Source organism: Gordonibacter urolithinfaciens (assembly GCF_900199375.1).
Taxonomy (GTDB): domain Bacteria; phylum Actinomycetota; class Coriobacteriia; order Coriobacteriales; family Eggerthellaceae; genus Gordonibacter; species Gordonibacter urolithinfaciens.
Map to the genome: position 1 here is coordinate 657085 of NZ_LT900217.1, position 18139 is coordinate 675223.

At 66.5% G+C, this 18139-nt stretch carries 23 protein-coding genes; 3 read left to right on the top strand and 20 right to left on the bottom strand.

What is annotated here, in order from left to right; all coding sequences use genetic code 11:
- Positions 1-91 precede the first annotated feature (91 nt).
- The 17 genes from rpmD to BN3560_RS02965 all read right to left on the bottom strand — a co-directional run bounded on the left by rpmD (position 92) and on the right by BN3560_RS02965 (position 10035).
- Positions 92-283 (bottom strand): 50S ribosomal protein L30, encoded by a 192-nt coding sequence (gene rpmD, locus BN3560_RS02885; protein ID WP_015539820.1) that lies wholly within the window; start codon positions 281-283, stop codon positions 92-94.
- Positions 283-813 carry a 30S ribosomal protein S5 gene (gene rpsE, locus BN3560_RS02890; RefSeq protein ID WP_015539821.1) on the bottom strand — a complete coding sequence of 177 codons (531 nt, stop codon included), beginning with the start codon at positions 811-813 and terminating at the stop codon, positions 283-285. Before rpsE ends, rpmD begins: the two co-directional genes overlap by 1 nt.
- Before the next feature lie 15 nt (positions 814-828).
- A complete protein-coding gene (rplR, locus tag BN3560_RS02895) occupies positions 829-1197 on the bottom strand; it encodes a 50S ribosomal protein L18 (RefSeq protein WP_015539822.1) in 369 nt (122 codons plus the stop codon).
- Between the two features lie 40 nt (positions 1198-1237).
- The gene (gene rplF, locus BN3560_RS02900) at positions 1238-1780 is read right to left on the bottom strand and encodes a 50S ribosomal protein L6 (RefSeq protein WP_087192274.1); all 543 of its coding nucleotides are present in this window, start codon (positions 1778-1780) and stop codon (positions 1238-1240) included.
- Positions 1781-1799: 19 nt separating this feature from the next.
- Positions 1800-2198: a 30S ribosomal protein S8 gene (gene rpsH / locus BN3560_RS02905; RefSeq protein ID WP_015539824.1), complete on the bottom strand. Its 399-nt coding sequence runs from the start codon at positions 2196-2198 to the stop codon at positions 1800-1802.
- 111 nt (positions 2199-2309) lie between these two features.
- On the bottom strand, positions 2310-2495 hold the full coding sequence (locus BN3560_RS02910; protein ID WP_041239446.1) for a type Z 30S ribosomal protein S14: 186 nt from the start codon (positions 2493-2495) through the stop codon (positions 2310-2312).
- 71 nt (positions 2496-2566) lie between these two features.
- Positions 2567-3115, bottom strand: a complete 549-nt coding sequence (rplE, locus tag BN3560_RS02915) for a 50S ribosomal protein L5 (protein ID WP_015539826.1) — start codon at positions 3113-3115, stop codon at positions 2567-2569.
- 258 nt (positions 3116-3373) lie between these two features.
- Entirely contained in the window at positions 3374-3694 is a 321-nt protein-coding gene (rplX, locus tag BN3560_RS02920; RefSeq protein WP_096226962.1) for a 50S ribosomal protein L24, read from the bottom strand.
- Between the two features lie 16 nt (positions 3695-3710).
- Positions 3711-4079: a 50S ribosomal protein L14 gene (gene rplN, locus BN3560_RS02925; RefSeq protein WP_015539828.1), complete on the bottom strand. Its 369-nt coding sequence runs from the start codon at positions 4077-4079 to the stop codon at positions 3711-3713.
- A gap of 48 nt (positions 4080-4127) precedes the next feature.
- Positions 4128-4388, bottom strand: coding sequence for a 30S ribosomal protein S17 (gene rpsQ / locus BN3560_RS02930; protein WP_015539829.1), 261 nt, complete (start codon positions 4386-4388; stop codon positions 4128-4130).
- 25 nt (positions 4389-4413) lie between these two features.
- On the bottom strand, positions 4414-4608 hold the full coding sequence (rpmC, locus tag BN3560_RS02935; RefSeq protein ID WP_015539830.1) for a 50S ribosomal protein L29: 195 nt from the start codon (positions 4606-4608) through the stop codon (positions 4414-4416).
- Positions 4609-5031 (bottom strand): 50S ribosomal protein L16, encoded by a 423-nt coding sequence (rplP, locus tag BN3560_RS02940; RefSeq protein WP_015539831.1) that lies wholly within the window; start codon positions 5029-5031, stop codon positions 4609-4611.
- Entirely contained in the window at positions 5032-5745 is a 714-nt protein-coding gene (gene rpsC, locus BN3560_RS02945; protein WP_015539832.1) for a 30S ribosomal protein S3, read from the bottom strand.
- Between the two features lie 5 nt (positions 5746-5750).
- Entirely contained in the window at positions 5751-6092 is a 342-nt protein-coding gene (gene rplV / locus BN3560_RS02950; RefSeq protein WP_015539833.1) for a 50S ribosomal protein L22, read from the bottom strand.
- Between the two features lie 15 nt (positions 6093-6107).
- Positions 6108-6380 carry a 30S ribosomal protein S19 gene (gene rpsS, locus BN3560_RS02955; protein ID WP_041239448.1) on the bottom strand — a complete coding sequence of 91 codons (273 nt, stop codon included), beginning with the start codon at positions 6378-6380 and terminating at the stop codon, positions 6108-6110.
- Between the two features lie 22 nt (positions 6381-6402).
- Positions 6403-7233: a 50S ribosomal protein L2 gene (gene rplB, locus BN3560_RS02960; protein ID WP_015539834.1), complete on the bottom strand. Its 831-nt coding sequence runs from the start codon at positions 7231-7233 to the stop codon at positions 6403-6405.
- A gap of 654 nt (positions 7234-7887) precedes the next feature.
- Positions 7888-10035 carry a YgiQ family radical SAM protein gene (locus BN3560_RS02965; protein WP_096226963.1) on the bottom strand — a complete coding sequence of 716 codons (2148 nt, stop codon included), beginning with the start codon at positions 10033-10035 and terminating at the stop codon, positions 7888-7890.
- A gap of 228 nt (positions 10036-10263) precedes the next feature.
- On the opposite strand from BN3560_RS02965, the gene BN3560_RS02970 reads away from it, so the two are divergent.
- Positions 10264-11154, top strand: a complete 891-nt coding sequence (locus tag BN3560_RS02970) for a DUF5996 family protein (RefSeq protein ID WP_096226964.1) — start codon at positions 10264-10266, stop codon at positions 11152-11154.
- Here the strand turns inward: BN3560_RS02970 and BN3560_RS02975 are convergent.
- Together BN3560_RS02975 and BN3560_RS02980 are read right to left on the bottom strand one after the other, a co-directional pair.
- Positions 11132-12244, bottom strand: coding sequence for a diacylglycerol/lipid kinase family protein (locus BN3560_RS02975; protein WP_096226965.1), 1113 nt, complete (start codon positions 12242-12244; stop codon positions 11132-11134). The two genes, BN3560_RS02970 and BN3560_RS02975, sit on opposite strands and share 23 nt — an antisense overlap.
- Positions 12245-12339: 95 nt before the next feature.
- On the bottom strand, positions 12340-13524 hold the full coding sequence (locus tag BN3560_RS02980) for an FprA family A-type flavoprotein (RefSeq protein WP_096226966.1): 1185 nt from the start codon (positions 13522-13524) through the stop codon (positions 12340-12342).
- Positions 13525-13878: 354 nt separating this feature from the next.
- Here BN3560_RS02980 and BN3560_RS02985 point away from each other — a divergent pair, with 354 nt between their 5' ends.
- Entirely contained in the window at positions 13879-14757 is an 879-nt protein-coding gene (locus BN3560_RS02985; protein WP_096226967.1) for an SDR family oxidoreductase, read from the top strand.
- A 355-nt stretch (positions 14758-15112) separates the two neighbouring features.
- A complete protein-coding gene (locus BN3560_RS02990; protein ID WP_096226968.1) occupies positions 15113-17080 on the top strand; it encodes a GGDEF and EAL domain-containing protein in 1968 nt (655 codons plus the stop codon).
- 55 nt (positions 17081-17135) lie between these two features.
- Here BN3560_RS02990 and BN3560_RS02995 read toward each other — a convergent pair whose 3' ends face one another.
- Positions 17136-17843: a DUF5714 domain-containing protein gene (locus BN3560_RS02995; RefSeq protein ID WP_096226969.1), complete on the bottom strand. Its 708-nt coding sequence runs from the start codon at positions 17841-17843 to the stop codon at positions 17136-17138.
- Positions 17844-18139 lie beyond the last annotated feature (296 nt).

The window sequence follows — 18139 nt, forward strand, 5'->3', positions numbered from 1 at the left end:
GAAACGCGATCACGCCGCAGAGGCGGCGATGATTCACAATCGAATATGATAACACGCGCCGCCCGAAGGCGGCGCGTGTAACCTCGCTGGTTTACAGCTCTTCGACCTGCACGAGGTGCTTGACCTTGAAGATCATGCCGCGCACGCAGTCGTTGTCCACCTGGTCGACCGTGCGGCCGATCTTGCCGAGGCCGAGCGCACGCAGCGTCTGGCCCTGGTCGGCTTTACGGCCGACGGAGCTCTTCACCTGGGTGATGCGCAGCGTCTTCTTCGCGTCTGCCATTACTCCTTCTCCTTCCAGCCGTAGATCTTCGCGACGGACGTGTCGCGGCGCGCAGCCACCTGCTCGGGGCTCTCCATGTTCTTGAGGCCCTCGGCGGCCGCCTTCACGATGTTCATGGCGTTGTTCGTGCCGAGAGACTTCGTGAGCACGTCGGTCACGCCGGCGAGCTCCATGATGGCGCGCACCGGGCCGCCGGCGATAACGCCGGTACCGGGCGTGGCCGGCTTGATGAGCACGCGGCCGGCGCCGTAGATGCCCATGATCTCATGCGGCAGCGTCTTCTCGGGCGTCAGCGGCACGGTGAACATGTTCTTCTTCGCGTCCTCGACGCCCTTCTTGATGGCGATGGGCACTTCCTGGGACTTGCCCATGCCCACGCCGACGCGGCCGTTGCCGTCGCCGACGACCACGAGCGCGGTGAGCGCGAAGCGGCGGCCGCCCTTGACGACCTTGGACACGCGGTTGATGTAGACGACGCGCTCCTGGAGCTCGGGAACCCCGGCGTCGTTCTGCTGCTTGTTACGAGCCATAAGCTTTAACCCCTTCTAGAATTTCAGGCCGGCTTCGCGAGCCGCATCGGCCAGAGCCTGCACGCGCCCGTGATACAGATGACCGCCACGGTCGAACACGACCTCCGTGACGCCGTTCTCCTGCGCCTTCTTGCCGACGATCTCGCCGAGGGCAGCCGCGCCCTCGACGGTGCCGCCCTTCTTGCCCGTGGCCTTGAACTCGGCACCGAGCGTGGACACGCCGCAGATGGTCTTGCTGGCGACGTCGTCGACGAGCTGGACGTAGATGTTGTTGTTGCTGCGCGTGACGCACAGGCGCGGACGCGCCGCCGTGCCGGAAACCTTGCCGCGCACGCGGCGATGGCGGCGAGCCAACCCGGCTTGTTTCTTCTGAAGCTTGTTCATGATTATCCCTTCGATCTCAAACCGTGTAGAGGCTCAAACGTTAGTCGCCCTTGGCGGCCTTGCCCAGCTTGCGACGCACATGCTCGCCCTCGTAGCGAATGCCCTTGCCCTTGTAGGGCTCCGGCTTGCGCCACTTGCGGATGTTCGCCGCCACCTGGCCGACCTGCTCCTTGCTGGGGCCGGACACGATGATCTCGGTTTGGCTCGGGACCTCGAACGTGATGTTCTCCGGCGCCTCCACGAGCACGGGATGAGAGAAGCCGAGCTGCATCTCCAGGTCCTTGCCCTTGAGCGCGGCGCGGTAGCCGACGCCCACGAGCTGGAGCTTCTTGGAGAAGCCGTTCGCGGTGCCCTCGACCATGTTCGCGATGAGCGTGCGCACGAGGCCGTGGAAGGCCTTCGCGTCGCGGCTGTCGTCCGGACGCTCGACGATGATGTCGTCGCCCTCGCGCTTGATGATCATGATCTCGGGGAAGCTGCGGGTGAGCTCGCCCTTCGGGCCCTTGACCGTCACGGTGTTGCCGTCGATGGTAACGTCGACGCCGGCAGGAACGGTGATGGGCTGTTTGCCGATACGAGACATATCTACCTACCTCCCTTTCCTACCACACGTACGCGATGACCTCGCCGCCAACGCCCTTTTTGCGGGCGTCGCGGTCGGTCATCACGCCGAGGCTCGTCGAGATGATTGCGGTGCCGAGTCCGCCGAGCACCCGGGGCAGCTCGTCCTTGCCCGCGTAGATACGCAGGCCGGGCTTCGAGATGCGCTTGATGCCGCGGATGGTCTTGGCCTTCTTGTCGCCGTACTTCAGCACGATCTCCAGCGTCGCGCGGGGCTCGCCCTCGACGACGTCGTAGCGCTGGATATAGCCCTCTTCCTGCATGATGCGGGCTATCTCGACAAGCTTCTTGCTCGACGGCATGGAAACCGTCTGCTTGCCGGCAGAGTTTGCGTTACGCACGCGCGTAAGCATGTCTGCGATGGGGTCGGTCATGGTCATGGTTCTGTTCTCCTTTGGTCCGTGATGAGCCGCGCGCACGGTTCGTCGGCGCCCGTAACGCCTCCGCCTTCTACGCGGGCACACCCTTGAACGTGACTTGAGTCTGGCGGCTTACCACGAAGACTTGGTCACGCCGGGCAGTTCGCCTTTGTTGGCCAGCTCGCGCAGGCACACGCGGCACAGGCCGAACTTGCGGTAGTAAGCGCGGGGGCGTCCGCAACGCGTGCAGCGGTTGTGCTGGCGCGTCGAGAACTTCGGCTCGCGCTTCGCCTTGGCGATCATCGATTTCTTAGCCATGCAATTCCTTCTTTCCTATCCTCGACCCGCGCTCGCGCGCGGGTGCAAGTACCATCGTGGGATCAAGCAACCTACTTGTCCTTGAAGGGGAAGCCCAGCGCGGAGAGCAGCGCGAAGGCGTCCTCGTTGTTGTCCGCGGTCGTGACGACCGTGATGTCCATGCCGCGCGTGCGGTCGATCTTGTCGTAGTCGATCTCCGGGAAGATCAGCTGCTCGGTGATGCCCATCGTGTAGTTGCCACGGCCGTCGAAGCTCTTCGGCGAGATGCCGCGGAAGTCGCGGACGCGCGGGAGGGCGGTCGCCAGCAGGCGGTCCAGGAACTCCCACATGCGGTCGCCGCGCAGCGTGACCTTGCAGCCGATGGCCTGGCCCTCGCGCAGGTGGAAGCCGGCGATGGACTTCTTGGCGCGCGTGACGCAGGGCTGCTGGCCCGTGATGGTGCGCAGGTCGGCCATGGCGGCGTCGAGCAGCTTCGAGTCGGAGGCTGCGGCGCCCACGCCCATGTTCACGACGATCTTCTCGAGGCGCGGGACCTCGTTGATGTTCTTGATGCCGAGCTCCTGCTCGAGCTTGGGCACGATCTCGGTCTTGTACTGTTCCTTCAGGCGAGGAGCGGTCATTTCGTTTCCTTTCGATGAATTAAACGCAGGATTTCCGACCCTGCGTCCCTCGCCGCCGAAGCGGCAGGGGCCATTGTACTGCATTGGCCGTCGCTGGTCGCCGAAAAGTCAGCGAGGGCGGCTGTGGTGCCTCGAATTCGCGGGATCGCGAAGGCGAAGCGTACTTGGGTACGCGAGCCTTCGCGATCGTGCGAAGGCGGGGTGCCACAGCCACCCGCAGCGTCGACCCGTTCCGCCGATCGGAGATCGGCGGAACTACTAATCGATGTCCTTGCCGCACTTCTTGCAGACGCGGATCTTCTTGCCGTTCTCGTCGCGCTTCTTGCCCGTACGCGTGGGCTGCTTGCACTCGGGGCAGATGACCATGACGTTGGACACGTGGATGGGGGCCTCCATGGTGGAGATGCCGCCCTGCGGGTTCTGCTGGGTGGGGCGCATGGCCTTCTTGATCATGTTGACCTTCTCCACCACCACGCGCTCCTTCTGCGGAAGCGCGCGCAGCACGACGCCCTCCTTGCCCTTGTCCTTGCCGGACAGGACCTTGACCTTGTCGCCCTTCTTGATGTTCATACCACTCATATTACGCACACCTCCCCTACAGCGTTTCCGGTGCCAGAGACACGATCTTCATGTACTTCTTGTCGCGCAGCTCGCGGGCAACCGGCCCGAAGATGCGGGTGCCGCGGGGCGCGCCGTCGTTGTTGATGAGCACGGCGGCGTTCTGGTCGAACTTGATGTAGCTGCCGTCGGGGCGGCGGACTTCCTTCTTCACGCGCACGACGACGCAGCGCACGACCTCGCCCTTCTTGACGTTGCCGTTGGGCGCCGCTTCCTTCACGCTGCAGATGATCACGTCACCGAGGCCCGCGTAGCGGCGCTTGGAGCCGCCGAGGACCTTGATGCACTGCACCTTGCGAGCGCCGGAGTTGTCGGCCACTGCGAGCATGGTTTGCATCTGAATCATTGCTGTAACCTAACTTTCCTCTTACGGGCATGCATGCGAGCACGCAGGCTATTTGGCCTTTTCCACGATCTCGATCAGACGCCAGCGCTTCATCTTGGACAGCGGGCGCGTCTCCATGATGCGCACGGTGTCGCCGACGCCGGCCTCGTTGTTCTCGTCGTGGGCGTGGAACTTCTTCGTGGTCGTCATCATCTTGCCGTACACGGGATGCGGCTTGCGCTCCTTGACCTGCACGACGCAGGTCTTGTCGTTGACGGCGCTCACCACGGTGCCCTGGCGGACCTTGCGGGAGTTACGATCTTCACTCATGTATATAACCTTCCTTATCCGCGCTCTAGGCGTTCAGCTCGCGGGCACGCATCTCGGTCTGGATGCGGGCGATGTCCTTTTTGACCTGACCCACGCGGGCGGTGTTGTCGAGCTGGCTCGTGGCCATCTGGAAGCGCAGATTGAAAAGCTCCGCGCGCGCTTCTTTGAGTTTCGCCTGCAAATCGTCGGCAGAAAGCTCACGGATCTCTGCTGCTTTCATTTATTCCTGCCCTTCCGTTTCCTTGGAAACAATCTTGCACTTGATGGGCAACTTGTTGATGGCGAGACGCAGAGCTTCCTTGGCGGTCTCCTCGTCGACACCGTCGATCTCGAACATGATGCGGCCGGGCTTGACGACGGCGACCCATGCCTCGGGGTTGCCCTTGCCGGAACCCATGCGGGTTTCTGCCGGCTTCTGCGTGATAGGCTTGTCGGGGAAGATCGTGATCCACACCTTGCCGCCACGCTTCATGTGACGGGTCATGGCGATACGGGCTGCCTCGATCTGACGGTTGGTGATCCAGTGCGCCTCGAGCGCCTGGATGCCCCACGTGCCGTGGTTCAGCCGGGTGCCGCCCTTGGCCTTGCCCTTCATGGAACCACGCTGCACCTTGCGGTGCTTGACGCGCTTAGGTACGAGCATTTACTTCGCCCCCCTCTCGTTGCGGTCGTTGCGACGGGAACGGTTCGGACGGGAGCTGCCCTCGAGCGCCGGGTTCGGCGCCTTCTGGCCGGGGAGCATCTCGCCGTGGTACACCCACACCTGCACGCCGATGGAGCCCATCGTGGTGGCGGCGGTGCAGAAACCGTAGTCGATCTTCGCGCGCAGCGTGTGCAGCGGCACGCGGCCTTCGCGATACCACTCGCGGCGGCTCATCTCCGCGCCGCCCAGGCGGCCGGAGCACTGGATGCGGATGCCCTTGGCACCGCTCTTGCGGGCGGACTGGACCGCCTTGCGCATGGCGCGGCGGAAGGCCACGCGGCCCTCGAGCTGCTCGGCCACGGACTGCGCGATGAGCGCGGCATCGAGCTCGGGGCGCTTGACCTCGACGACCTCGATGGACACCGGGCCGCTGGCAACCTTCTCCAGCTTCTTGCGCAGGGAGTCGATCTCGGCGCCCTTCTTGCCGATCACAACGCCCGGGCGGGCCGTGGTGACGATGACCTTGATCTTGTCGCCGGCGCGCTCGATCTCAACCTTGGAGACGGCGGCACGGGCGAGGTACTTGTCCAGGAACTTCCTGATGGCCAAGTCGTTTTCCAGGTTCTTGGCGTAGTCCTTGTCGGAGTACCAACGGCTGCGCCAATCTTCGGTGATGCCAAGGCGGAACCCGGTGGGGCTAACTTTCTGACCCATACGGCTTATGCCTCCTCTCGCGGTGCAACGATGATCGTGATGTGGCTCGTGCGCTTGCGGATGCGCGACGCGGAGCCCTTGGCGCGCGGACGGATGCGCTTCAGCGTGGGGCCCTCGTCGACGAAGGCCGTCTTCACGATGAGCGATTCCGGACGCACGTGGTGCTGGTGCTCGGCGTTGGCCACGGCGGAGTTCAGCGTCTTCTCGACGGCTTCCGCCACACCGCGGTTCGTGAACGCGAGGATCTCGCGGGCCTGGATAACGGACTTGCCGCGGACCAGGTCTACTACGATGCGCGCCTTGCGGGGCGAAACGCGGACATAGCGTGCTACAGCTTTAGCTTCCATTGTTTTCACCCCTTCTTATCGCTTGCCCTTGTCGGCGGAGTGACCCTTGAACGTGCGGGTCGGGGCGAATTCGCCCAGCTTGTGGCCGACCATGGATTCGGTAACGTAGACCGGCACGTGCTTGCGGCCATCATGCACGGCGATGGTGTGGCCCACCATCTCCGGGAAGATGGTGCTGGAGCGCGACCAGGTCTTCACGACGTTCTTCTCGCCCGCCGCATTCATCTTCTCGATACGATCAAGAAGCCGCGGCTCAACGAAAGGACCCTTCTTCAAACTTCTACTCACTATTACTCCTTAACGCTTTGCGCTACTTCTTGCGACGGCGGATGATCAAGCGGCTCGAAGCCTTCTTGGGATTGCGGGTGCGATGGCCCTTCGTGGGGACGCCCCACGGGGTGACCGGGTGACGACCAGCGGACTTGTTCTTGCCCTCGCCGCCGCCGTGCGGGTGGTCGACCGGGTTCATGACGGTACCGCGGACGCTGGGGCGGATGCCCTTCCAGCGGTTGCGTCCGGCCTTGCCGATCTTGATGTTGGCATGCTCGGCGTTACCGACCTCGCCCACCGTGGCGCGGCACGTGATGAGCACGCGGCGCATCTCGGAGGACGGCATGCGCAGGATGGCGTAGTTGCCCTCCTTGCCCATGAGCTGGATGCTGGTGCCGGCGGAACGCGCGATGGCGGCGCCCTTGCCCGGCTGCAACTCCACGGCGTGGATGAGCGTGCCGACGGGGATGTTGGCCAGCGGCAGCGCGTTGCCCGGCTTGATGTCGGCCTCGGGGCCGCTCATGACGGTGTCGCCCACGCGGAGGCCCTTCGGGTGCAGGATGTAGCGCTTCTCGCCGTCGACGTAGTGCAAAAGGGCGATGCGGGCGCTGCGGTTCGGGTCGTACTCGATGGTAGCGACCTTCGCGGGCACGCCGTCCTTCTGGCGCTTGAAGTCGATGATGCGGTAGCGGCGCTTGTTGCCGCCGCCCTGGTGCCGCGTCGTGATACGGCCGTTGTTGTTGCGGCCCGCCTTGTTCGACAGCGGCGCAAGCAGGGACTTCTCCGGCTTGTCCGTCGTGATCTCGGCGAAGTCCGAGACCGTCTGGAAACGTCGGCCGGGGCTCGTCGGCTTGTACTGTTTGACTCCCATTACTGTCCTTTCTTCGGATCTTTGCTCGCACGCCTCTCCGTACCCCAAAGACCCCTTGTCGCTTCGTGGACTGCCGATTGCCGCTGCGCCTTGGGGAGGCTTGACGCACGCGACTCCGGTGTACCACGCGTCCGGGTGTATCTATCAATGACCAGACGCAACCGAGAATTATAAACCCCTCCGGGTCAGGTATCAAGTGTTGATTTGCGCACACAAGTTGCGCACAAGTTGCGGGGGCTTTTGGAGGACGGTACGGGGTACGTGAAGGGGGCGCCGCAGCTGTCCGTCCCGCCTGGCGCCTTCGGCGGGACCGGGGCGGGCATGCGAGAATGCACGAAAGGCGAGAGGCGCGGGGCGCGGGATAGCCACGCAAGTCCAGGGCGTCATCGGCTTTTTGCACAGTATTTACCAGTTTTCTACATCGGGAACCCCTAGGAGAGCCCTTTTCGGAATCGCGGAAACAACGAGCTGGGGTAATGCTGCCCAGATCCAATCGCAAGATGAGCAAACGGGTTTGCGGGGGCCAAAGATGCAATAATCCGGTGAAAAGTGTGCGGAACCGGCCACGACCGGTTCCGGGATGTCGAGCACAGCAAGCGGGAATCGCGCTTCCGTACCTATGCTTTTCAGGACGACCGCGCCAAAGGCCGTGCGCTAGCGGCGGGTCTTGCCGCCGCCCTTGGCGCGCGAAGCGCTCGAACTGCCGCTCGGGCGCTTCGGCGAGCCCTTTCCACCTGGGCGCTGCGCTTCCTTGCGCGGCCCCTTGGCCCCTGCAGCGTCGCGCGCGCCCTTGGACGACGAGGCGACGCGCTGGCCTTTACCGCTCCCCTTGCGCGAAGCCTCGCCCTTGCCCGCGCCCTTGCCGCTCCCCGTACGCGCAGGCTCTCCTTTGCCTGCACCCTTGCCGCCGCCCTTGCGCGCAGGCTCGGCCTTGCTCGCGGCCTTGCGCAGGGTGGACGAGCCGGACGCCTTGCCGCGGGGGCCCTTGGCGGGCGGGGCGCCCTCGGGGCGCACGAGGCATTCGCGGCCGTGGCCCACCAGGTCCATGCGGCCGGCCTTTTTCAGGGCCTCCAGCACGAGGGGGCGGTTCTTCGGGTCGCGATACTGGATGAGGGCGCGCTGGAGCGCCTTCTCGTGCGGGGACTTCGGCACGTAGACCGGCTGCATGGTGCGCGGGTCCACGCCGGTGGCGTACATGACCGTGGACATAGTGGAGGGCGTGGGGTAGAAATCCTGCACCTGCTCGGGCATGTAGCCCAGGTCGCGCACGTACTCGGCCAGCTCCACGGCCTCGTCGAGCGTGGAGCCGGGGTGCGACGACATGAGGTAGGGCACGAGGTACTGCTTCTTCCCCAGCTCCTCGTTCGCCTGCTCGTACTTCTGCACGAAGCGCTCGTACACGGCGCGGGGCGGCTTGCCCATGTGGGCGAGCACGGTGTCGGACACGTGCTCGGGCGCCACCTTCAGCTGGCCGCTCACGTGGTTCTCGCAGAGCTCGTAGATGAACTCGTCGCCGTGCTTGCGGTCGGCCAACACGTAGTCGAAGCGGATGCCGGAGCGCACGAACACCTTCTTCACGCCGGGCAGCTTCTGCAGCCGCTCGAGCAGCTTGAGGTAGTCCACATGGTCGGCCTCGAGGCGCTCGCACGGCTCCGGGAACAGGCAGCGCTGGTGCGGGCAGGCGCCGGCCTTCGTCTGCTTGGCGCAGGCGGGGGCGCGGAAGTTCGCCGTGGGGCCGCCCACGTCGTGGATATAGCCCTTGAAGCCGGGCTCGTCCACGATGGCCCGCGCCTCCTCCACCAGCGAGTCGTGGCTGCGCGCCTGCACGATACGCCCCTGATGGAACGTGAGCGCGCAGAACGAGCACTCGCCGAAGCAGCCGCGGCTGCTGGTGAGGCTGAACCGCACCTCCTTGATGGCCGGCACGCCGCCGGCCTCCTCGTACATCGGATGGTACGTGCGCGCGAACGGCAGGCGGTACACGGCGTCCATCTCGGCCTGCGAGAGCGGGGCGGCCGGGGGGTTCTGCACGACGAACTCGTGGTCGGAATAGGGCTCCACCAAGCGCTTTCCAATGAAGGGGTCGCTGTTGGCGTACTGCACGGCGAAGCTGCGCGCGTAGTTCAGGGGATCGGCCTGCAGGTCGGGGAACGAGGGCAGCTCCACCGCGTCGTAGACGTGCTCGAGCGAGCTTGCGCGGTAGACGGTGCCGTCGATGAACGTGAGGTCGTCGATGGACAGTCCCGCATCGAGCGCGTCGGCTATCTCCACCACCGAGCGCTCCCCCATGCCGAAGCTCACGAGGTCGGCGCCGGAATCCAGCAGGATGGAGCGTTTGATCTTGTCCGACCAGTAGTCGTAGTGCGCGAGCCGCCGCAGGCTGGCCTCGATGCCGCCCAGCACGATGGGCGTTTTCTTGAACGTGCGGCGGATGAGGTTGGAGTACACGACGGCCGCGTGGTTCGGGCGCAGGCCCGCCTGCCCGCCTGGCGAGTACGCGTCCTCGCGGCGGCGCTTGCGCGCCACGGTGTAGTGGTTCACCATGGAGTCCATGTTGCCGGCCGACACGAGGAACGCCAGCCGCGGCTCGCCGAGCGCGGCCATCGAGGCCGGGTCGTTCCAATCGGGCTGCGCGATGACGCCCACCCGGTAGCCGTGCGACTCCAGAAGCCGCGTGATGATGGCCGCGCCGAACGAGGGGTGGTCGACGTACGCGTCGCCCGACACGTACGCGAAGTCGACCTGGTCCCAGCCGCGTTCCGCCATGTCCTGACGGTTCACCGGGAGAAACTGTGCGCTCATGGGACTCCTTGCCGGCGCGCGGGGGCGCGCGTGATCGTTGGGGCTACCCCGCCATCGTAGCGGAAATACGGGCCGTCCGCCACCCGCGTAACCCCTTCCCCACGACCCGGTGACGCCTCCGGGCCGCCGGAGGGGGCCGGCGGGGAGGCCGCTAGACTGTATCGATTGAAATCGCGAACCGCTATTGCGCGTTCGATCCCCCGCGAACCCGACAACAAGGAGAAGGCCATGCACCTGCAAACGTACAGCCAATGGCGCGAGACGTGCATCGCGCTGCATATGACGGCCCAGATGATGGGCAAGGTGAAGCTGGAATGCCTGGAGCCCCAGCCGGAGTGGAACCACGTGCTGCTGGACGCGACGCCCGACGGGTTCACCACCGGGTTCGTGCCGCACGGCACGGGCGGGTTCGAGATCCAGCTGCGCTTGGACGAGCCGCAGGTGCAGGCCGTGGCGACAACCGGCGAGGAGGCGTCGTTCCCGCTGGAGGACGGCACGTCCGTGGCCCGCTACTACGAGCGGTTCACGTTGCTGCTGGAGGCCATCGGACACCCGGTGCCCCTCTACCCGGTGCCGCAGGAGATGTTCACGCAGGCGCCCTTCTACACGCTCGTCGAGCCGCTCGCGTTCGACGGCGAGGCGGCCCGGCGCTACTTCGCGCAGTGCCTGTTCGCCCGCAACGCGCTGCTGGACTTCTCGGCCGGATTCCGCGGGAAGAAGATCCAGCCGTCGCTGTTCTGGGGCACGTTCGACATGACGTGCGTTCTGTTCTCGGGCAAGCCGTGCCCGTACTCCGGGGAGGGCGGCATCGTGGAGCGCGTGGCGTTCGACGAGCAGTTCGTTGAGTTCGGCTTTTGGCCGGGCGACGAGAAGGCCGACGACCCGGCGTTCTTCGTGCTGGCCTACCCCTTCCTCGAGGGGGCGATGCCCGAGGTCTCGGTGCCGGGCGCGTACTACGACCCCGCGAGCGCCGAGTACTTCCTCAAGCTGGAGGACGTGCTGCGCGCCGACGACCCGCACGCCGCCGTCGTGCGGTTCTGCCACGACGCCTTCGTGAACGTGGCCGCAGCCCAGCGCTGGGAGCGCTTCGACTGGCTCACGCGCCCGCTGTTGGTGTAGGACGGTGGGAAGAAGTAGCTCGTGCCGAACGCAAACGCGAAGAGCCACGGCCCCGGGGGCGGCACAGGCTGGCTCTCGCAGAGCGGCTGACCGCTCCAGACCGGCCGCCCGCGGCTGACCGGGCGGAGCCGATATGCGGCCCGTCCGGAATCTCGCGCAGGTCAGGCGGGCGTTCGGGCACGAGCACGTCGAGGGCGCGGGGGACGACGTCGATGGCGTACTCGGAGGCCTCGAGGGGCTCGCCGTCGATCTGGACGGGCGGGGGCGCGTCGAAGCGCACCGACAGCGTGCGGGCTCGGCGCAGCTCTATCTGCCGGAAGCCGGTGTGACGGCCGCCTTTCGCCAGCAGGAACACGAAGACGGCGCGCGCGATGCCGAAGGGCGGGTGCGCGATGCACACGTCCAGCAGGCCGTCGTCGATGCGCGCGTCCGGGCAGATGCGGAAGCCTCCGCCGTAGGTGGGGCCCACCTGCACCGCGAAGGTGAACGACGCGCCGCGCACGGGCTCGCCGCCGTCGAACGAGGCCGTGTAGCGGTGGCAGTCCAGGTGGTGCAGCAGCCGGTCCATGCCGCTGGCCAGGTAGAGCGCCGTGCCGGTCCTGCCGGTGCGCGCCCGCCGCTCCACCGTGTCGAGCGCGATGGCCGCGTCCACGCCGAACGAGAGCGTCTCCACGAAGAACTTGCCGTTGCACCGTCCCACGTCGGCCGGGCGGGCGCAGGCTGCGAGCAGCTGCGCCACGGCCGCGTCCACCGAGCGCGCCGACATGCCGATCGTGCGCGCGTAGTCGTTTCCCGAGCCCACCGGCACGATGCCGAAGGCCGGGCGCTCCCCCGCCGGCAGCTGCATGAGCCCGTTGGCGGCCTCGTGGATGATGCCGTCGCCGCCGAGGGCGAGCACCGTTTCGTACGCGCCCGCGCCCGCTGCCAGGCGCACGGCCTCGCCGGGGCCGCGCGTGGGAGCCACATCGAGCGAGCCGTCGCCCAGGGCATCCCCCAGCAGTGCCGCCGCACGCTCGGCCGCAGCGGCGCCGTTGCCGTTCTGCGCCGCCGGATTGGCAATGAGCAGCGTCTTTCCCAAAGGGGTTGGCATGGGCTTCCTCTCGCGCGTATCGTTCCCGCCGGGCCGGATCCCGGCGGATGCCGTCACCGCCTATTATAGGGGGAAAGCACGACTGCCGGCAGCAGTTACTTCCCCAGTCCGCTCACGACGGCGCGCTGGAGCTCTTCCAGGCTGGCGGCGTCGGCGGTCCACTGGTGCGCGAGCGTGCCGAGCGCGAGGTCGAAGCCGCACTTCTCAAGCACCTCGGCCACCTCGTCAGGGCCGTTCTTCCCCCAGCCGTACGAGCCGAACGGGATGCCCACGCGGCCTTCCCAGCCCGACTTCGGCGAGAGGCCCTTCAGGTAGCAGAGGAACGCCGCCACGGTGGGCATCATGCCGTTGTTGAGCGTGGGAGAGCCCACGGCCACGTACCTCGCCGACAGCACCTCGGTCATGATGTCGGAGATGTGGTTCGCCTTGAGGTCGAACAGGCGCGCAGGCACGCCGCACTCGATGAACGCCTCCAGTATCTCGTGGGCCATGGCCTCGGTGGAGTGCCACATGGAGTCGTACACCACGATGGCGTACTCCTCGGGGGCGAGCGAGCTCCACCGCGCGTACGTCTCCAGTATCTCGGGCACGTGGCTGCGCCAGACCACGCCGTGGCTCGGCGCGATCATGTCGATGTCCAGGCCGCCGAGCGCCCCCAGCGCGCGCTGGACGTGGCGCGAGTAGGGCATGACGATGTTCGCGTAGTACTTCTTGGCCTGGGCCAGCACCTCGGGCAGGCCCACCTCGTCGTCGAAGTGCTTGGAGGAGGCGTAGTGCTGGCCGAACGCGTCGTTGGAGAACAGGATGCGATCGACATCGGAGTACGCGGCCATGTTGTCGGGCCAGTGCACCATGACGGTCTGGGTGAACGTGAGCGTGCGCTTGCCGATGTTGAGCGTGTCGCCGGTCTTCACGGGCACGTAGCCGCGATCGCCGTAGTGCGCCGCGAGGCCGTTCACGCCGTGCGGGGCGCTTGCGTAGATGCGCGCGTTCGGCGCGAGCTCGCAGAGGGCGGGAAGCGCGCCGGAGTGGTCCTGCTCCACGTGGTTCGCCACGATGTTCTCGATGTGCGCGGGGTCAACCACCTCGCGCACGCGCTCGACGAGCTCGTCGGCGAACGCGGGCTTGCACGTGTCGATGAGCGTGGGATGCTCGTCCATGATGAGGTAGGCGTTGTACGTGGACCCCCGATCCGTCGTGTAGCCGTGGAAGTTCCGCTCGTTCCAATCGACTCCCCCGACCCAGTACACGTCCGGCTTTACCTCGACCGCATGCAGCATGATTAGCTCCTTTCTCGCGTTTTCGTCCAGTATAGCGACGGAGCGCTGTCGGCCGAGGGGTGCGCAGGTAAATGATAGCGAAAGACCCGCATTCGGATTGCGCGGGAGGTGCGGGCGTGGGCTGCGCAGGGAGGCGTTGTGGGGAGCGTAGGCGGGGCCAAGCGAGGGGCGTGGGCTATGTTTTGGGAAGGCATTGCGAAGAGCAGGCTGCGCAGGGGTCACGGGCTGAACGGGGGGGGCAGTTCTCGCGGGCGTTACCGCTGCCGAAGGGCCGCGTAACGCTGCGCGCCGGGGCGGGGCGGCGGGCGGGCGCAGGCGTAAGCTGCGCCCGTACCCGTGGGAAAGGAGCCCCTTATGACGCAAACCGCAATGCTCGAGACCCAGGCCCCGAAGGCAGGCTACGCCATGGACGACGTGCGCGCGAACGTGGATCCGAAGCCGCAGATCGAAAGTGACGACTACCGTCCCGCCGGCAAGCTGGAGGGCAGAGCCGCCCTCGTGACCGGGGGCGACAGCGGCATCGGTGCCGCTGCGGCCATCGCCTTCGCCAAGGAGGGAGCCGATGTGGCTCTCGTCTACTACTCCTCCGACGACGACGCGCAGGCGGTGGCCGAGCGCATCCGCTCGCTCGGCCGGCGCGCGCTCGTGTTCAAGGGCGACGTGGGCGACGAGGAGTTCTGCCGCCGCACGGTGGGCGGCATCGTGGACGCCTGGGGCCGCCTGGACGTGCTCGTGAACAACGCCGGCGAGCAGACGCCGCAGAAGAGCATCCTCGACATCACGCAGGCTCAGCTCGTGCGCACGTTCCAGACGAACATCTTCAGCATGTTCTTCCTGGTTAAGGCCGCCCTGCCGCATATGCCGCGGGGCGGGGCCATCGTGAACACCACGTCGGTGACGGCCTACCAGGGAAGCCCCCAGCTTCTGGACTACTCGGCCACGAAGGGCGCCATCACGGCGTTCACCCGCTCGCTCTCCGAGAACGAGGAGCTGGTGGGCCGCGGCATCCGCGTGAACGCCGTGGCGCCCGGCCCCATCTGGACGCCGCTGAACCCCGCGTCCTACGGCGCCGACAGCGACAAGGTGCGCCACTTCGGCGAGAGCGTGCCGATGGGCCGCCCCGGCCAGCCCTACGAGCTTGCCCCCGCCTACGTGTTCCTGGCCTGCGACGACTCCAGCTACATCTCGGGGCAGGTCATCCATGTGAACGGCGGCACCGTGGTGAACGGGTAGGCGCCGAGCGCCCGCCGGCCGGTCGGGGTCGGCGGGCGCGAACGCCGACCGGGGTCAGGAAGGGTACGGTTGATTCCGTTAATCGTAAAAACAGCGGAGAGCGCGAAACGGCTTCGCCCACTGCAAGCGGGAATCATGGAGTCCGACGCAGACGCTGCAGGCCCGCTTCCGCGTGGAACACGGGCGTCACCTTCCTCTAAAAGCCGTCTGTCCGCAGGACGGGATCGACGTTCGCCAGGAACTTTAGACGGAATTGTGCCGGGCAGGGCGAAGACGAGACGGTACAATACAGCAGGGGGTTGCGGGATGTGGCCCTCTCGGCGGGCGCCGGGGAAAACGAGGATGGGCGAACGACATGGGATGGAACGTATCGGCCGAGGTCATCGCCTTCATCATCGTGCTCATCATCTCCGTGTACTCGCGCCAAAGCCATGCGGTGCCGTCGCTGAAGAACCGGGTGTTCCGGCTCTGCCTGGGCACGACGCTGGGCGCCATCGGCACGAACCTGGCTTCCACGCTTCTGATTGCCTACGCGCCCCTGGAGCTGCTGCCGCTCACGTACCTCGTCACCCACTGCTACTTCGTGCTCACGCCGCTTTTGGGCACCGTGTACTTCTATTACGCCGTGGCCGTGGTGAGCGAGGCGCGGCCGGTCGGGCGGGCCTTCGCCCTTGCCAGCGGAGTGCCGTGCGCGGTGTACTTCCTGCTGGTGCTGGCGAACGTGCCCACCGGATGGTTGTTCTCCTTCGACGCGGCGGGCGCCTACGTGCAGGGGCCGTTCATCATCGCCACGTACCTGGTGTTCTACTTCTACTGCATGGCCTGCTTCGCGCTCGTCATGTTCACGCGGGCGCCCATCGACCCCGTCATCAAGCGCATCCTGGCCGTGTTCCCGCTCATCGCCGTGGCCGTGATCGCCGTGCAGCAGCTGTTCCCAACCTATCTGCTGTCGGGATCGGCGGCCGCGTGCTCGCTGCTCATCATCTACCTGTACTTGCAGAACAAGCGCCTGTCGGTCGACCAGCTTACCGGCGCCTCCAACCGCCAGGAGTTCCTGTCCATGGTCTCGCTCATGAACGAGAAGGAGCAGCCGTTCACGGCCGTGCTCGTGTCGCTTTCGAACTTCAAGTTCATCAACGACAAGTTCGGCCACGAGAGCGGCGACCGGTTCCTGCGCGAGTTCGCCTCGTACCTGGGCGCCATCGGCGACGCGCGGCTCTACCGCTACAGCGGCGACCAGTTCGCCTTCATCGTGAGCCGCGACGGCGGTTGGGGCACACATGGCGGACAAGACGGGGACGACGCGACCGCCTCCCTGCTGGCCCCGCTGCGACAGCGCCTCGGGGAGCCATGGCGCATCGGCGGGCGCTCCTACACCGTGGGCGCCGCCATCGGGGCGGTGAGCTACCCCGTTATCGCGCGCACGCCCGGCGACGTGGTGGCCGCGCTGGAATACGCCACGGAGGAGTCGAAGAAGCTCGAGCCGAACACGCCGTGCGTGTGCACGCCGGGCATGATGAAGGCCATCCACCGCCGCAGCGCCATCGCCGACGTGGTGCGGCGTGCGGCCGAGCAGGACGGCTTCACCATGAACTTGCAGCCCGTGTGGTCCGAGAGCGCGCAGCGGTTCGTGGCGGCCGAGGCGCTCTGCCGCCTGACCGACGACGAGTTGGGTCCCATCCCGCCCGACGAGTTCATCCCCATCGCGGAGCAGATCGGCGTCATCTCCGACGTCACGCGCTTCATGCTGGACCGCGCCTGCGCGTTCGTTCGCTCCTATCGCGGCGCCCACCCCGGCTCAACGTTCCGCGGCGTGTCGGTGAACTTCTCGGCCGTGCAGTTCATACAGGACGACCTGGCCGAGTCGGTGCTGGCCGTGGTGGAGCGCCACGGCATTCCGGCATCGTGCCTGCGCGTGGAGGTGACGGAGAGCGCCATCATCGCGAACCCCGACGCCGTGCGCGCGTTCATGGAGAGGATGCACGCGCAGGGCGTGCGCTTCTACCTGGACGACTTCGGCACGGGGTACTCGAACCTCTCCACGCTGCTGGAGCTGCCGTTCGACGTGGTGAAACTGGATAAGAGCATCCTGCGATCCGCGACGGAGAACGAGCACCTGGTGGAGTTCTTCGGGCTCCTGGCCTCCGGTTTCGGCGCACTGGGCACGCAGGCGCTCTCCGAGGGCGTGGAGACGCCGGAGCAGCGCGCCTTCCTGAACCTGTGCGGCTGCGACCTCATGCAGGGCTACCTGTTCTCGCGCCTCTTGCCGCCCGACGAGGCCGCCGCGGTGATTGCCGCGAGCGAGGAGCGCGCCGAGGGGTAGCCCCGTGCTGCGCAACGTAGCTGATGCAGGATTCCTATCGCTTTACCGCGAGCGTTCAAGCGGGGCAGGGGAAGAACGGGCAGCCGACCTTCAGGCATTCCCGGTTGCGGTGGTAATAGCGGCAGGTTATGCGCTCGGGCATCTCCATCTCCACACCGCTCAGCTCGGCCGTGTACGCCGCCGCCTCCTGAAGGGCGACGAAGCCCGTGCGCTTGCAGCAGCGCGGCCCGCCCAGGTCGGCCAGGCGGCCGAGGATGCGCGAGGTCAAACGCTGCGTCTCGGCCCACGGCCCGCGCGTCATGGGCGTGGAACCCGACACGATGCTCCAGTACATGCCCGCGCTCACGGCCGCGCCGCAGGCCCCCCAGAGCCCGCAGGCGCCGCCCGGCACGTTCATCGAGCGGTTTCGCATCTCGGCGAGCGCCCGGGGCAGGTCGAGGTCGCCGCCGGCGTTCTTGTAGGCGGCGAGCAGCGCGGCGCCCACGAGCGTGTGGTGCTCCGGCCCGTTGGGGAAGATGGACTTGTCGTCCATCATGGCCATCGCCATCTCCACCGGGTTCCTCGAATCGGCGGACGAGCAGTACTCCATGGCATGGTCGACGCCGCCCTTGCGGTGGCAGGCATCGCACACGTAATGCCCCGCCGTGCACACGGAATGCCCCGTCTCCTTCTTACCGCAGATATGGCAGGCAACCTCCCGCGCCTCCTCGAAGTAATCGAGCGGCTTCCCGCACACCAGGCAGATCGCCAATCCTGCTGACATACGCCTCTCCTTCCCTCTCCTTCTTGCCGGCACGACCTCACGCCCTCAACTCCACTTGACGGTTTTCCTCACCACCATGCCCACCAGCCCGTTGAGCACCGTCACCACGACACCCACCATGATAACGATCCCTGCAGCAGCTAACCACTGCGCCGTGGTTAGCGATCATAGGCTATCTGCACAGCCGAGAGCAGAAACGCCGCGGTTCCCGCACTCGCGTCGCAAGCCAACTTCGCACACCTGGCCCGCCCCGCCCCTTCCCATCCGGCACGCCTCCCTCCCGGATCCGCACGGTT

What these genes read in the sequence shown, in the direction of transcription:
- rpmD (WP_015539820.1), bottom strand. Translation starts at nt 283, where the DNA reads ATGGCAGACGCGAAGAAGACGCTGCGCATCACCCAGGTGAAGAGCTCC.
- rpsE (WP_015539821.1), bottom strand. Translation starts at nt 813, where the DNA reads ATGGCTCGTAACAAGCAGCAGAACGACGCCGGGGTTCCCGAGCTCCAG.
- rplR (WP_015539822.1), bottom strand. Translation starts at nt 1,197, where the DNA reads ATGAACAAGCTTCAGAAGAAACAAGCCGGGTTGGCTCGCCGCCATCGC.
- rplF (WP_087192274.1), bottom strand. Translation starts at nt 1,780, where the DNA reads ATGTCTCGTATCGGCAAACAGCCCATCACCGTTCCTGCCGGCGTCGAC.
- rpsH (WP_015539824.1), bottom strand. Translation starts at nt 2,198, where the DNA reads ATGACCATGACCGACCCCATCGCAGACATGCTTACGCGCGTGCGTAAC.
- BN3560_RS02910 (WP_041239446.1), bottom strand. Translation starts at nt 2,495, where the DNA reads ATGGCTAAGAAATCGATGATCGCCAAGGCGAAGCGCGAGCCGAAGTTC.
- rplE (WP_015539826.1), bottom strand. Translation starts at nt 3,115, where the DNA reads ATGACCGCTCCTCGCCTGAAGGAACAGTACAAGACCGAGATCGTGCCC.
- rplX (WP_096226962.1), bottom strand. Translation starts at nt 3,694, where the DNA reads ATGAGTGGTATGAACATCAAGAAGGGCGACAAGGTCAAGGTCCTGTCC.
- rplN (WP_015539828.1), bottom strand. Translation starts at nt 4,079, where the DNA reads ATGATTCAGATGCAAACCATGCTCGCAGTGGCCGACAACTCCGGCGCT.
- rpsQ (WP_015539829.1), bottom strand. Translation starts at nt 4,388, where the DNA reads ATGAGTGAAGATCGTAACTCCCGCAAGGTCCGCCAGGGCACCGTGGTG.
- rpmC (WP_015539830.1), bottom strand. Translation starts at nt 4,608, where the DNA reads ATGAAAGCAGCAGAGATCCGTGAGCTTTCTGCCGACGATTTGCAGGCG.
- rplP (WP_015539831.1), bottom strand. Translation starts at nt 5,031, where the DNA reads ATGCTCGTACCTAAGCGCGTCAAGCACCGCAAGGTGCAGCGTGGTTCC.
- rpsC (WP_015539832.1), bottom strand. Translation starts at nt 5,745, where the DNA reads ATGGGTCAGAAAGTTAGCCCCACCGGGTTCCGCCTTGGCATCACCGAA.
- rplV (WP_015539833.1), bottom strand. Translation starts at nt 6,092, where the DNA reads ATGGAAGCTAAAGCTGTAGCACGCTATGTCCGCGTTTCGCCCCGCAAG.
- rplB (WP_015539834.1), bottom strand. Translation starts at nt 7,233, where the DNA reads ATGGGAGTCAAACAGTACAAGCCGACGAGCCCCGGCCGACGTTTCCAG.
- BN3560_RS02965 (WP_096226963.1), bottom strand. Translation starts at nt 10,035, where the DNA reads ATGAGCGCACAGTTTCTCCCGGTGAACCGTCAGGACATGGCGGAACGC.
- BN3560_RS02970 (WP_096226964.1), top strand. Translation starts at nt 10,264, where the DNA reads ATGCACCTGCAAACGTACAGCCAATGGCGCGAGACGTGCATCGCGCTG.
- BN3560_RS02975 (WP_096226965.1), bottom strand. Translation starts at nt 12,244, where the DNA reads ATGCCAACCCCTTTGGGAAAGACGCTGCTCATTGCCAATCCGGCGGCG.
- BN3560_RS02980 (WP_096226966.1), bottom strand. Translation starts at nt 13,524, where the DNA reads ATGCTGCATGCGGTCGAGGTAAAGCCGGACGTGTACTGGGTCGGGGGA.
- BN3560_RS02985 (WP_096226967.1), top strand. Translation starts at nt 13,879, where the DNA reads ATGACGCAAACCGCAATGCTCGAGACCCAGGCCCCGAAGGCAGGCTAC.
- BN3560_RS02990 (WP_096226968.1), top strand. Translation starts at nt 15,113, where the DNA reads ATGGGATGGAACGTATCGGCCGAGGTCATCGCCTTCATCATCGTGCTC.
- BN3560_RS02995 (WP_096226969.1), bottom strand. Translation starts at nt 17,843, where the DNA reads ATGTCAGCAGGATTGGCGATCTGCCTGGTGTGCGGGAAGCCGCTCGAT.